This window comes from Candidatus Magnetominusculus xianensis (genome assembly GCA_001541255.1).
GTDB classification, from domain to species: domain Bacteria; phylum Nitrospirota; class Thermodesulfovibrionia; order Thermodesulfovibrionales; family Magnetobacteriaceae; genus Magnetominusculus; species Magnetominusculus xianensis.
In genome coordinates this window covers 1-14,440 of record LNQR01000053.1, presented here as the reverse complement: position 1 = coordinate 14,440, position 14,440 = coordinate 1, and the positions used below count along the sequence as shown (strand labels likewise).

Genomic DNA, 14,440 nt, shown 5'->3' with positions numbered 1-14,440 from the left:
GCTATAGATATTCAGGCGCAGCCCTGAATTACTGCATTAGCGGTGGATTGCCTGCGGTTTCTGCGAGATACTTCTCGAAACTTACGGCAATCTCGTCCCACAGAAAGCCCCTTACGTAGTTCCTCCCGTTTTCACCAAGACTCACACGCGTAGGGGCATCTTTAATAAGTTTTAATAAGACACCGGCAAGGGATGCGCTGTCACCGCTTCTAAATGACTGCCCAATGTTGTGTTGTGAAACAAAAGAAAGTTCCTTAATGTCGCTAGTTACAACCGGCACTGCACAAGCTGCGGCCTCCAGGATACTCACCGGTGAGGACTCGTGCCGCGATGGCAGGACAAATATCATGGCGTTGCCAAGCAGGGACTGTTTCTCAGCGCCGCTTACGAATCCGGCATATTCTATTTTTTCTGCTGCATAGGGAGGAACCTTTGCCCTGAGTGTCTCTGCCTTGTCGAACTCATATCCAGCGAGGATAAGTTTAATATCAGGTATGTGACTGGTTATCTCTGTAAACGCCTCGACTAACAGGTCAAGGCCCTTTGTATAGATATCGATTCTGCTGAAAAACAGTATGTATTTGTTTTCATCTCGGGAAGCGTCAGGGGTGAACTCCAAAAGCCGTGCGTCTATGCCGTTTGGGATAACTGTGTGAGTGCGTCCTTTCATACCAACTCGCTTCATAACCTTATCTCTGGTCACACCGGAGACAAACATCAGTTTGTCAAAAAGGGCAGGATAAAAACTCTCCACCGCATACATGGGGATGGAGTATAGAGGGTTGAATTTCTTTATCGAGTGATGCTCCATTATGCCCTGAACTTGCAGGATGATGGGGGTGTTTGTTAATAGTTTTGAGAAAAAAGGCGTTGAAGGCAGAAAGTTCTCAACTATCACATCATAATCTCTGCCATGTTGTTTTACAAACAGAGCAGCCTTTAGAGTATAGGAAAGGACGCTCTTCGTCAGGCTCTTACTTTCTATGCCAGTGAACCTGTGATTCAGGGCTTCTATAATGCCGTCTCTTGCCCCTGGGTATTTCATACACAAAAGTGTTATGTCATGTCTGTCTTTGAGCCTTTTATATATCTCATATGCCCGGACACCTGCCCCGCCAAATCCAAACGGACTGCCAATGCTTTCATATATAATCTGAAGTATTCTCATAACCGGCGCGGCACGTACTTCATTATATACAGATAGAATCTTTCGGCGTACAGTACGCTGCCGGTAAATGCCGCAACAGGTTGAATGTTGTAGGGGGTAAATGCCGCAGGGGTAATTTGATAGTTCAGGACAAGCAGGATATCCTGTTTTTCATGAGACGAGTACAGCTCTGCCTCTTTGATTATAGTGGAACCGTCAAAAGCCCGGCGGTTGTTGTCCCACCTGATGAAGGTAGCGTGTCTGCCCGTCGCAGGGTAGTATACAGGACGGTTTAAATAAGCCGCTACACCGCTTGCCGAGAAGTCCTGGTCGCCAAGTATGGGCATCTTGTCTAATCCATTTGCCTTGATATATGTGGCCGCTTCCTTATTCGACGAGAAAGGATAAAGGTAGTCCAGTGTATTGGCAGCAACGCCAGCAACTACATTTACAAAAAGGACAAATGTAAAGAAGGCGGTCTTTTCACCTTCGAAAAATATAGTGATTTTGTTTAATGGGCTGAACTTAAACGGTTTTTCCTCATAGAGATTTGATATCCAGACAGCCGAGACAAAGACAATAAAGTAGTGCCCCCAGTGTCTTATAGACCCGCCATAAATCGCATAACTAAACAGAGTTATCCCAAGTGTGCCGGTAAAATAGTAAAACAATGCCGCTCGTCGGCGTAGAAAAAACATCAGAGACAACCCCCCCAGCACTATGGACAAAAATACAGTCGCCTTTACTGTATTAATCGGGTTATCAAAAAAGTAGTTAATGAAATTATGGCCCCAGAAGTGCTGTTTAAATGGGGGTACGGGTATGTAGGCGCGCCAGATACAGCCGACAGCCTCAAGAAATTTAGTCAGCATCAGGAGCTTGTTGTCATGAATAAAGGTCGGATGAAACCACACAGAATCACGCGGGGGGCGCATCTGCATTGCCGAGATTAAAAGGCCGCAAATAAAAATAAATATACCGGCAGCAAATTTCCATTTCATCTGAGGGGAAACAGGGGTAGCGTCTTCCCTTAAGAAGATAAAGTCAAAGATGAGCAGGAGGGCTAAGGCAATAGCTATAACAGCCCCGTAGGGATTGCTCTGACACAGCAGGAACAGTACTATAGAAAGACCAATATAGTTTCTTATCCCTTTTTTGTTACGAAACATAGACAAAAATATCAGCAGCAGGAGCAGCCCATAGGAATAGTTCCGGCTGATTACGCAGTATTCGTAAAACGGATAGTACCCAAATATAAAGAGTACTCTCTGGAACTTAGTAAAAGGCGCGTACCTCAGCACAACATACACAACACCCACGGCAAGGGCAAGATGAAAACATTGCATTATCAGCGGGTCTGGAGTTATCCTTGCCAGCACATACAGGGACAAAAACCAGAGGGCAGGGTGTCCCTGATACCTGATATTATTAAACAGCTCACCAATGGTGGACGCATCGCGGGCCATCATCCAGGCCTCAAGCTCATCGCGCCACATCTCATGGTGCATGATGTTAAATATCCCAAGGGCCATAAAACTTAGGACAAAGCCATAGAGAAACATGTTGCTACCGCTGCTGCTAGTGCCGGTGGGTGTGGTACGCCTGCCTTTGATTTTGTTTTTCATATTGAGCTGCGCCGCATACGCCCGGCGGCATGTTTATTTCCCTTCCATTATTTTCTTATAACAACTGCTGTCTCTGATATTGTCAAGGTCTTTGTCCTGTTTGACCTCCAAAAACGCTGACAGGCCCTTTTCTATGCTTTTCTGTAGATATTCGCATGACTTTGATATGTCTTTAGCCAGAGAATATGCACACGATACGTTAAAGTACCCTGATGGGTCGTCTGGGTTTAATTCGATTACTTTTTTGTAGTCGTCTATGGCCTTATCATGACTGCCAATGGCAGTGTATGAGCGCGCTCTGGCTGAGTAGGCAAGCTTATGCTGTGGATTTAACTGGATTGCCTTGTCATAGTCTGCAATAGCCTCATTGTGTTTGGCTATAGATGAATAGGCCACACCCCTGTTAATATATGCCTCGATAAGCTGGGGGTTAAGGCTAATGGCCTTGTCAAGACCGGCAATAGCCTGTTGGTGGCTGCCCTGTTTTCCATAGGTAATGGCCCTTAACATATGGGCGGCGGCGTTTTGAGGGTCTGCCTCTATCGCCTTTGTGAGTATATCTATGCCCTCTTTATAGTTATCTGCTTTGATTGCTTCATAAGCCTTTGCAATGAGCTGCCCTGAGTTATTTGTATCAGAAACGCTGAAATAGCCGTATATACCAACGGCAGCCATCGCCACAATTATGAAAATTGCGGCAACTGGAGGTTTACGTTTATTATCACCGCTTTTAGTGCCATTTGCCGCTGTTTCATTCACCATGTCACCTCATGCCTTTGTATTTTTATTAAAAGCCAAGTGATTAATAAGATACTGCTTAACCAGTAGTCTTGTCAACTCAAATCACACGCACGGTCAAACGCACGGTAGGCCAAACGCACTTGAGGAAGGTGTGAAAAGAGGCAAATGGTTGATGGACAAGGTTTACTCCAGTAGTAATCTCTCTAAATTATAAAATCATCGAAACTATGAACATTCCAGTCAGGACGCACATCATTATGGTAGTAGCCCACGCTATTGTATTAAATGCCCCCTTGTTGATATAATCCCCCATTAACTCCTTCTTATTAATGAGCATCAGCATGAAAAACAGCACAAATGGCAGCATTATACCGTTTACTATCTGTGAAATCCACATCACTGCTATCAGTGGTATCCCAGGAAATAGCACAATCAGGGCACCGATGACAATAAATGCGGTATACAGACTCATAAATATAGGCGCTTCTTTAAAAGTCTTATTAATGCCGGCCTCAAAGCCCATCCCCTCGCATATATAGTATGCCGTGGCAAGCGGTAAAATTGAGGCAGAAAACAGGGACGCATTGGCAAGGCCGATTGCAAATAGGATTGAGGCATACTTGCCAGCTATCGGCTTAAGCGCTACGGCTGCATCGCTGGCATTCTCAATATGTATGCCAGCCTTGTATAGAGTCGCCCCACATGCCACTATGATAAACAGGGCTATAATGTCTGTCATCAAACATCCAAATATAACGTCTATTCTCGAAGCCCAGTAGTTTTCTTTCTTTACGCCTTTTTCAACTATCGAAGACTGGAGGTAAAACTGCATCCACGGTGCTATTGTTGTGCCGACCATTCCGATTAGCGTAACAATGTATCCTGTGTCGAATCTGAAAGATGGTCTGAATGTCTCCATTGCTACCTCTGACCAGTCTGGTTTGGCAAGGAAGGCCGCCGGTATATAGACAAGATATACTACGCACACGATTAAAAATGTTATCTCAACGACACGATACGACCCCTTCACAATGAACAACCATACGATTAATGCCCCTAATGGGACCGATATGTACTTGCTTACGCCGAATATCTCATTGCTTGCTGCCCAGCCCGCAAACTCTGCCGCAGTATTTCCAATATCTGTTATAGACAAAAACAGCATCAGCCAGAAGGTTACCTTAACACCATAATTTTCCCTGATTAACTCGGCAAGCCCTTTGCCTGTCACAGCGCCCATTCTAGCCGACATCTCCTGTACGACTATCAGGGCCACCGTTATTGGTATAAGAGACCACAGGAGCGAGTAGCCGTAGTGTGCCCCGGCAATAGAGTATGTTGTTATGCCGCCTGCGTCGTTGTCTACATTAGCGGTTATGATGCCAGGCCCTATGATTGACATAAGTATTGCCAGATTTCTTAAGCGATTTTTCAATGGAAGCCCTGTGACAGATCAGTCAGATTTATTAAATCAGATATGTTTGAATCTAAATATATTAGTCCAGTAGTTTTCCCTGCTGACATATCCCCAGCCCTCCAGAATCGGTCTGATTTCCGAATCATACTGGGACGATACTACAATAAACGGTCGGATTTCTGCTATCATATTTATATTAAATTTTGAATAAATTTCTTCGGGTGATATGACATCAAGACCTCTGAATTTTGTATGCCATTTCAATGAGTTACTGTCAATAAAGCCTGTCACTGTGGCATTGAGTGCCCTTAGTATGTCGTATGTCTGATGTCCGCCCCTGCCTGTGCCCCAGATATAGAGCGGGGTGTGGGGGGATGAGGCAAGTTTCTGTCTGAGTGAATCCATATAATTTTTTTGCCATTTGTTTTGAAGTGCGGCATGAATCTCTTCAATCTCAGGGGAGGCGCTCTGCCTCATATGATGATGCTTAAAAGAATTATTACTTGCTGTCTCTGGCTTTGCGGGTTGATTTGGCTCACAGGGTGTTTTTTTCCATAGCACATTATATGAGAGTGTCTGCCTGCCGGTGTCATCTTTGAAATACAATGCCCCTGGGTCAAGCTGCATACACGATGTGTCCACATATGGGGCAATTGCATGGGGTTTGGACAATACATATGGCAATGTGCCGCCCACGCTGACAGTTCCACTGTTTATGGCGGCATCAAAGAAAAATAGTGCGTATCCACCGGTTTTTATCAATAGTTCTATCTGATTACACGCCTGTTCGTTTGGCATGGCGGTCACTGCCAGGTCAAAGTAGTTTGATGGCAGCTCTGATGTGAACTTGGTTGTCCTGCTGTCAACATAATAGACAACGCCAACTGGGGGTTCAGTGTTAATCGTATCTGCCAGCACCCAGAGTTCGTATTTACTGGCCAAGGGGAATAATGTGCTGTTGGTGATACCCTCGTCTGCAAAGAGTATCTTGCTGCCTTCTGGCAGGTTGGCAGCTGCAAAGGCGGATGCTAGGTTGTACCGGTAGCTGTCAATTGAATTGGGAAGTGTGTTATTGAAATACGCTGAGTGGTAGCGCTTTGAATATGTAAAACATGAGAAGTTCTCTGGCAAAATCGAATCCCAGATAGAATTATTGAGTCTTCGTGCTGCCTCAGCTGGGCACAGCGGGGCATGGGGCGGGCGCAGCGGCTCTGGTGATTGATTATACAGCCCCAGCTCGCGTTTGATAATCACGTCGGCCTCAGAGTTATAGTCGCCGTAGTCGTAGTAGCCGCTGCCGTCTGAGGCAGGCTTGGCGGTCTTTTGTTCGGGGTGATTTCTGATGCCGCCAATGAGGGCATAAACACTGTAAAGGTCGGCTGTCCTGAAAAACCGTGCCCACAGTTCCATGTCTCCGGCATATCTTAGTGAAGTGTCTATGTATCCCCCGGCTGCCTCCCAGAGCTTCCGGCTCCAGAATGTGGACTCTTGTTGTATGTGCGGCGGGCCGATAAACCCATCAAGATACTGCTTTTTTGACCAAACGGGGATTGGCTCAAGTACTACAGAGAGCGTCCCGCCCGCGTCCCAGACAGTTGGCCGCCCCATGAGCCACTGAACCTCACTGAAGGCGCTGAATACCATCGACACAACCCAGAGCGCCCCGGCGTGGAGCTTGTCGTCTGAGTTTAACCAGCCCATGATTTGTCCGGTAGAGCGTCTGAGTCCCTCGTCGATAGCCGCGTACTGCCCGGCGTCAGGGGCGCTCTTTGAGTACGTGATATAGCGTTCATATTTTTTTATTATCTCAACGGAGTTGTCCGAACTGCCGCCGTCCATTATTATATACTCAAGATTTGGGTAGCCTTGCGTGATGATAGATAAAATACACTCCTCAAGATATGCCCCCTGATTGTATGAAGGTGTTACGATGCTTATCTTTGGAAGCTGCTGTCTCAGTATATCATGCCTCAGTGTGTTGAGCGTTTGTACTGCGTTAAGGTCATATGGAATGTGCCTGAGGTATGATTCATACAGGGCAAGCGTTTCCTCCTGCGATGGGGATTGTTTTAGCTTATCAACTATGTCACTGACGGCCTTGTTGTCGTTTATGGCGGGCGGGCAGCATGGAAATGTTTGGGGTATCTCACTAATCGATTCAATATCTGCTTGTCCAGCTTCAAGGAAGTACTCAGCGCTGTGCCAGTGCGGTGGCAGAGGTCTTGTGCAAAGGGGGCTGCCCTGGGCGATTAATCGTGGTTTCTCAGCGGGTGTTGCAAGGGATGTTTCAACAGCCCATGCGATTAGCTCAGGGGTTATTGCCGTTATACAGAATTTCTCTTCATACCGGCACCTCCAGTCGCATCTATAGCACTCAAGCGGCAGACACACGGCAGTCGTAAGCCGTGAGTACGGGAAAAAGCGCCCGAAATGCCCTCCCCCAAGCACTACCACGTTTGGAGTGCCAACGGCTGTTGCTATGTGGGCGGCAGCGGAGTCCGAGGACAGGACAAGGCGGCAGCGGCGTATTATGGCGGCAGTCTGGCGAAGGGTTGCCTTGCCTGTTAAATTATAACTTGTCCCATTAAATTTCTCATATATCTCACCTGAGACCGCCACAGTATCGATGCCGCCAAGTATTATCAACTTAAAATTAGTAAATCCCTTTAATACCTCACTGAACAGTGGATATATCTTGTAGTCGTTTTGTGAGCCGGGGGCAACGGCCAGCGTGTGGGCAGTGTGAAGTTGATTGCGGTCAAAAAACTGTTCGGCAAAGCGTTCGTCTTCGGGGGTTGTCCACACTGTGGGATGGAGGCTGTCTGCCTCTTTATGATGGAGGCTTTTTGCCTCTATGCCAAAATATCTCAGGAAATCTGCGTGCCTTTCTATCTCTGGCTTGTAACGTGATGTTGATGGCAGCAGGGCAGTATAGTAGCAGTTATTTGAGCATCTTAGTGTCTCGTCAATATTGCACAGGTCTCCAAGGAACCCAACCCTGAGCGCTGCCCCGCTTCTGGTTGCAAATATGTCCCCGATAAGCTCACGTGAGTATACAGAATTCATTGTAATGTCTGCATTGAGGGCGGCGATGCGCCTTATGATGACCTCACGGTAGTGGGCGTCTGTGTAGGCAAGTGTCTTATTAAATGTAACTATATGACTAACAAAAGGGCAGGGGGCATAGAGTTCGGCGATATGGTCCTGACAGAGGACGGTAATTCTGGCTGATTGAAATTTATTTGCAATTGGCTCAAGCATTGAGGCAGCAAGGACATTGTCGCCAATGGAATCAGTGCGAATCCATAAGATGTGCAGAATGTTAATCTCTGTGCAGGGCTTCATGTGTCAGATATTGTGGGCAGTGGTTATGTCACCCAGCATTGTCTACCAGGGTGTGTTTAACATCAAAAGGGAGCCGTGCGATGCCGTGAAATGGTATTTGACTCACCGGTTTACTGTATGTAACTACAATTGGTCCAAGCATATCGATTCTGGCATGGCTGTTGAACGTCTCAGCACCCTTATATGTTGCCCCTTTTACGGCTAATCCAAAGAGAAACTCCTCTGCCTTGACGCTGAATGTTACATCTATTCTGACAATCAGACTCTGCCCGGCAGACATGTCAGGGATTACATGCTGGACTTCTCTGTTACCGCCTCCAAAAACGAATGTCCCGATGCGGTCAAAAAGGTTTACAACCACAACGGTGTCATAGACGGTTTCATTGGCCTGTATGAGGGCATAAAACGAGAGTGTCTCCATCATCTCAGCGTGAAATGTGTCATAGCCGTTTTTATTGAGTACACGCACGCCAAGTATAGTCATTGCCCCTGTGCCATAGTTTTTGGTGGTTTCATTTAGGATATTATGTGCCAGTATCTCATCGGGCGGCATTAGGTCGCAGCTACTGTAGTGCGAATCTGATGAGGCTTGCGGTGTTACCGGTTCGTAATATACCGCAGGGGGGATAAAAACTGACGCCTTCTTAACGCTGTGGGAGTAAATATTAATTGCCTCAATTGGGGAGCCTATATAGGTGATTTCCCCGTTTTCAAGCAGGACAGCCGTGTTGCAGAGGCTTCTGAGGGCCTCCATATCGTGTGAGACAAAGATACAGGTTGTGCCGCTTTGAATAATCTCTCTGATCGTATTAAAACTCTTCTGCTGGAAGAAAATATCTCCAACAGATAGCGCCTCATCAACGATAAGTATTTCCGGCTTTACATTAACGGCACAGGCAAAGGCAAGCCTGACGTACATTCCGGTTGAGTATATCTTCATCGGCTGGTCTATGAACTCCCCTATGTCGGCGTAGTCTATAATGGCTGGCATCATCTGCTGCATCTCTTCCATCGTATAGCCCATGATAGCGCCGTTCATAAGGACATTTGCCCTGCCTGTGAAGTCGGGGTTAAAGCCAGCCCCAAGCTCAAGCAGGGCAGAGATACGCCCGCGTGTCTCTATTGTCCCCTCTGTCAGGCGGAGTATGCCGCATATGAGCTGTAAGAGCGTGCTTTTACCGGAGCCGTTACGTCCCAAAAGCCCCACCGCCTCACCCCTGGGAACGTCAAAGGTTATATTTCTCAGCGCCCAGAACTCGTGGTGATATTTTTTGCCGGTTGGATGTAACAGCTCTTTTAGTCTGTCCATAGGGCGTGTGAATATCCTGTATTTCTTACCCGCACCTTTAAGTGATATAGTTGTTTCCATGTGAGGGGCGTCGAGGCCTTAGAGCATCTCCGCGAAGTCAGGCTTCAGGCGTTTAAATATAAATCCTCCGGCTATTGTTGACACAACACCAAGGACAAACAATACCAGCATACCCTTCCAGTGCCGTTGTTCGATACCCAAAAGGGATAATCGATAGCCTTCGACAACATAGTACATGGGGTTGAGTTTCAGCAGAGTACGCAGTCCCTCCGGCACTGCTGAGGGCTGATACACTATTGGGGTATAGAAAAACCACATCCCGATTAATACGTTAAGCACTTGCCCAATGTCCCTGAGAAACACGTTCATGCTTGAGACCATCCAGCTAAAACCCAGTATAAACAGGCTCAACAGGAATATATACACCGGCAGATACAGGATTAGAATAGTCAACTTTTTTGTTATTATAACGGCGGCCACTCCGATGATGCCGAACATGATTGCATGATTAAGCATGTTTGAAAGCAGTATACTCAACGGTAGAAGCTCCGAGGGGAAAAGGCTCTTTGTTATGAGCATCTTGTTTTCGATAAGGATTTGAACGTTGCGCTGTACTGTCTCAGAGAAATACAGCCACGGCGCCAGCCCACAGAGCAACCACAGCAAAAAACTATTGGTTCCGGCCTCTGGCCCAAGCCTCGCCTTCAGCACGAATGAAAAAATAAACGTATAGGTAATAACAGTAATGACCGGGTGTATGACTGCCCAGAATATGCCGAGGAAGGAGCCGGTGTAACGGCTCTTCAGGTCACGAATCACGAGGCATTTAAGCATATACCTGTTGTTGATAACCTCGCGGAAAAAGCGAATGGCCACCATCTTCAGCGATATTAGTTTATTTATAAACAGCACCGGCGTTATGACCTATTGCTCAAATCAAAATTAATCGATTCAAACGGCTGGTCAAAAGGCCGGTCAAACGGTGGGGCAAACGGTGGGGCACACGTAATGTCCAAAAGCCCCATGACTGAAGGCCGACAATAATTATTCATATAAAACGCTAACATAATCGTGGACTTATTGTCAATGTGAGCCGTGTGGCCCTGTATGGCAGGGTAAACGCATTAAGATACAGTTGCCTACCCCTTTGGGATGCAATGTTCAAAAACATTGCATCCACGTAAATCCGTGTACTATGTGAATCTATCAAATCTCTATTAATACCAATAAATCTTTCCAAATTACTTGCCCGTTAGTTTGTTAATCCACATGCCTTTGCATTACTTTAATATCAACAACGTGTGATTACTGAACTTTATTTATTGTTATGCTTAAAGTGCCTGAGTTGTCATTGCAGAAGCTATCATTAAAGAATAGTCTAATATACCCGGCACTTGATAACATCAAGTACCTTGAACGATTAATACCTCCAACAAAATCTGCGTAACAGGCGGTAGAATTTTTGCTGGAATCCAGGACTTCTATGCTTACACTTGTAGATTTTCCACCATAATAGTCGATTTCTCCTAGCGCAGGAGAAATCGCATAGGTTCCAATAACCAAAAAAGAACTAATCTGGCCTGCACCCGTGCAACTATAACTACAATCCGATTTTCCGTTAATAGTAAGTGTTGGTGCAGGTGTCGGGGTTGGTGTTGGTGTCGGGGTTGGTGTTGGTGTCGGAGTTGGTGTTGGTGTCGGAGTTGGCGTCGGAGTTGGTGTTAATTGCATCTCCATATAGCCAGTCTTTTTTCCATTCCTTCCAATCATTGACCAACTTTGTGTTAATGGCTTGTTGTTTGTGTTAATAGCATACAACGAATTAGGAATGAGTCCAGTACCGTATTTAGAAACATAAACAATTCCATTGTCCGCCATGACAGGTGAATGAAAAGTGGAACTATGTTCAATTAGAACCTGTTTAACAATCTTCCCATTATTATCAAGAACAAGAAATTGCCCGGGTACACCAATATATACATTGCCTATAGAATCAATTAAAGGTACACTTTGTATCGCACCACTATTTATTCCATAAGTCCACCTCCAATTTCCATCCTTTGTTAATGAGTAAACATTCCCATCATTTGAGGTAAAATAAACATTGCCTTGTAAATCAATTGAAGGAGAGCTATAAATATCTCCATTAGCGTCATAATACCATTTAATATTGCCATCTTTATCCACTTTATAGATTCTTCTAAATCCACCTCCATAGCTAAGATAAATATTTCCATCTTTGTCTAATACTGGTGTCGAAGCACTGCGAAAATCAACAATTCTTGTGATCCACTTCGTTTTTCCATTAATATCTATGGCAAAAAGGAAGTTTTGCTGGCACATCGTAACATAAATAGTTCCATTTTCATAGATCGATGGAGAAAAAGATTCAATATTACAGGAGTCATAGCCTCTCCATTTCCAGTTTGCATTTCCAAAAGAGTCGAACGAATAAAGATAGTCCGAGGTTAATGCGTAAACATTATTGCTGTTGTCTAAAGCTGGTGTTCTCATTCTCCCAGAGATGGGTTGTTGCCATTTGATGGAACCATCTTTTGTTATAGCATTTAAATTGTTCCCTGCTTCAACGTAAACGGTTCCATCCTCACCGATTACCGGAACACCGTCTGAAACTCCATCTCCTAATGAAATATTCCACCTGACAAGGCCGTTGGATTGTAAAGAATATAAAACTCCGGCTTGAGATAATATGTAAATAGTATTGTTATCGCTGACAGCAGGGGAGTTTAAAGCGCTGGTGGAATCTTTAAACTTCCAATAAGTTTGATACTCTGCAGAGCATTGCCCTTTATAGGCTATGGATACACCATTACTTAGTGCAGAACACCTGTTTGAGTAAGTATTATTATCACAGCCACATACCGGCGTGAAATCGGAAGTGCAAAAGCCTGATTGATTTACGGTACATTGACCCTTACTGCTGCATAAGCCATCGTCTTTATTGCAATAATAACCAGAACTGCAATCGGAAGAAACATTGCATGAGTTATAATTGTAATTGACAATCCAGGTGTAAATGGCAGGCTGTTCTGGATAACCATTTGATGAACTATAACCCGAAACATATAAGGTATGCATACCTTCTGCAATATTATCTATTTTTACTTCATTAGACTGGGTATAAGAAGACCATATGTCATCATCCAACTTATAAGTGTAAGAAGTTCCGTCTATATTAGAATACAATTTAAAAGCAGCTTTTTTACTTTCCGTTATTATTGACGGTGTTTCAAGAAATCCAACTCTTACTATATTAGGAAAAGGTTTTGTACCATATAGTTTTAGTAGCTTGTAAACTTTTTCAAATATTTTGCTATTCATGTCATAAAAATATGTATACATTATATATACACCAGCTCCCATGTTGCTTGGCATGCTTATTGTTGGAATATAAATACCTGAATAAAGAGGGATTGCTCCGTCTTTTATCAATTCGACGTTTGTATTATAAATTAAATATATAACAGATACGGCATTACCAGTTAAGTCATATCGGAAATCGAGATTATCAGTAAAGGGATTTATAGCTCCAGTATTACCATTATTTATTTGTCCCCCAGTCATAATTTTATCCTGAAATATCCACCTTTTTATGATTTCTGCCGTATACGTACTGCGTGTAATATTTAGCTCGTCAACTACTTGGTTTATAAAAAAGTTTTGTGCATGTGCTGCATAAACAACGCCGTTGAAATCTGCTCCATCTAAGCTGGCGCTATCTTCGGATACAACACCGTCTCCGTCATATCCAAGAGGATTGTAGTTACCTCTGATTGTGGCATATCTAATTCCGTTTTGGTTACAAAAACTTTTCCAGTCTGCATTAAGCCAATCGGTAAAAGAAGCTACCACAAACTGACCATTATAATATCCCGCAAAATGATGCCCTATCCTCATTTCCTTGTGTTCACCTGATGAGTGCCAAGGCGTTGCACTAAACGATTCCCATACATCAAAAAGACCCATGGCATTATCGTGTATCCCCTTATTGGGGGTAGCAATGGTCAACAGCTTATAAACCTTGCCACCACCACCTTCTACCCATCTGATATAAGCCCTTGCAACTAAACCACCTAAACTATACCCAACAAGGATGACTTTTTTAGCTCCCGTAGCCTTCAAGACCTCATCGATTGCTATGCCCAGCATTTTTGAATATTCAAGGCGTTTTGTACTATTCCACAAATAATAGTTATCCGAACCATCTCCATTCGGATTAATACTATTGGGAATGCCACCTATTCGTCCCGGATGAGCCCCTACAGCCTGTCCAGAGTTTTCTCTATAAAAATTGAACATAAAAGCAGTTCTTTTAGCCTGGCTGTTTTTTTCAAAAACGGTATCTTTATATATCTTTCCATAGTATGCAAAACCAGAGCCTGGTATTACCTTATTCTCTACTAAATGAAGCAATGCATCCTCGTCGTCATTGCTAGTTCCATGACCATGTATGAATATAATTGGATAATAATCAAGCTGAGGCTCTGAAGTATTGGCTTGCTTTACAATACCAAAAGAAAGGATTATAGTGAAAGAACATAGAAGTAAGAACATTTTTATATTACATTCTAAAAATTGCATAATAACTTCCTGTAATTTTAGCAGTTAATATAAAAACAGTCATTATAATTGTTATACTTATTAGAGAAGACTCAATCGGTAGAGTCGCCTCTTGCATTTATTTACTATAATAGCATAAATATTCTAAATATCCCAAGTTCCGTTCCAATGCCATGTTGGGGGAGCGTGGGTCTGCGTCAGGAAATAGGGTATTTATGCGACGCGACTTTCCCAGAAATCTTCTAAACGCTCGGAAAGAGAGGTGCAACGTAAAG

General features: G+C 44.3%; 8 protein-coding genes. All 8 read right to left on the bottom strand.

Annotation, left to right across the window (positions count from 1 at the left end; genetic code table 11):
• Nucleotides 1-28: 28 nt before the first annotated feature.
• Nucleotides 29-1,168 carry a glycosyltransferase family 4 protein gene (locus tag ASN18_RS06890; RefSeq protein WP_085052002.1) on the bottom strand — a complete coding sequence of 380 codons (1,140 nt, stop codon included), beginning with the start codon at nucleotides 1,166-1,168 and terminating at the stop codon, nucleotides 29-31.
• Entirely contained in the window at nucleotides 1,165-2,772 is a 1,608-nt protein-coding gene (locus tag ASN18_RS06885; RefSeq protein WP_085052001.1) for a hypothetical protein, read from the bottom strand. The genes ASN18_RS06890 and ASN18_RS06885 overlap by 4 nt, the downstream gene beginning before the upstream one ends.
• Before the next feature lie 33 nt (nucleotides 2,773-2,805).
• Nucleotides 2,806-3,534, bottom strand: coding sequence for a tetratricopeptide repeat protein (locus ASN18_RS06880; RefSeq protein WP_085052000.1), 729 nt, complete (start codon nucleotides 3,532-3,534; stop codon nucleotides 2,806-2,808).
• Between the two features lie 187 nt (nucleotides 3,535-3,721).
• The gene (locus tag ASN18_RS06875) at nucleotides 3,722-4,915 is read right to left on the bottom strand and encodes an Nramp family divalent metal transporter (RefSeq protein ID WP_085052015.1); all 1,194 of its coding nucleotides are present in this window, start codon (nucleotides 4,913-4,915) and stop codon (nucleotides 3,722-3,724) included.
• Nucleotides 4,916-4,984: 69 nt separating this feature from the next.
• On the bottom strand, nucleotides 4,985-8,275 hold the full coding sequence (locus ASN18_RS06870) for a glycosyltransferase (protein ID WP_085051999.1): 3,291 nt from the start codon (nucleotides 8,273-8,275) through the stop codon (nucleotides 4,985-4,987).
• Nucleotides 8,276-8,303: 28 nt separating this feature from the next.
• Entirely contained in the window at nucleotides 8,304-9,644 is a 1,341-nt protein-coding gene (locus ASN18_RS06865) for an ABC transporter ATP-binding protein (protein WP_085051998.1), read from the bottom strand.
• A gap of 18 nt (nucleotides 9,645-9,662) precedes the next feature.
• On the bottom strand, nucleotides 9,663-10,496 hold the full coding sequence (locus ASN18_RS06860; RefSeq protein WP_085051997.1) for an ABC transporter permease: 834 nt from the start codon (nucleotides 10,494-10,496) through the stop codon (nucleotides 9,663-9,665).
• Between the two features lie 393 nt (nucleotides 10,497-10,889).
• Nucleotides 10,890-14,186: an outer membrane protein assembly factor BamB family protein gene (locus ASN18_RS06855; protein WP_085051996.1), complete on the bottom strand. Its 3,297-nt coding sequence runs from the start codon at nucleotides 14,184-14,186 to the stop codon at nucleotides 10,890-10,892.
• Nucleotides 14,187-14,440: the final 254 nt, after the last annotated feature.

Coding starts and splice junctions, on each gene's coding strand:
- ASN18_RS06865 (WP_085051998.1), bottom strand. CDS start 9,644: ATGGAAACAACTATATCACTTAAAGGTGCGGGTAAGAAATACAGGATA.
- ASN18_RS06880 (WP_085052000.1), bottom strand. CDS start 3,534: ATGGTGAATGAAACAGCGGCAAATGGCACTAAAAGCGGTGATAATAAA.
- ASN18_RS06870 (WP_085051999.1), bottom strand. CDS start 8,275: ATGAAGCCCTGCACAGAGATTAACATTCTGCACATCTTATGGATTCGC.
- ASN18_RS06890 (WP_085052002.1), bottom strand. CDS start 1,168: ATGAGAATACTTCAGATTATATATGAAAGCATTGGCAGTCCGTTTGGA.
- ASN18_RS06855 (WP_085051996.1), bottom strand. CDS start 14,186: ATGCAATTTTTAGAATGTAATATAAAAATGTTCTTACTTCTATGTTCT.
- ASN18_RS06875 (WP_085052015.1), bottom strand. CDS start 4,915: ATGTCAATCATAGGGCCTGGCATCATAACCGCTAATGTAGACAACGAC.
- ASN18_RS06885 (WP_085052001.1), bottom strand. CDS start 2,772: ATGAAAAACAAAATCAAAGGCAGGCGTACCACACCCACCGGCACTAGC.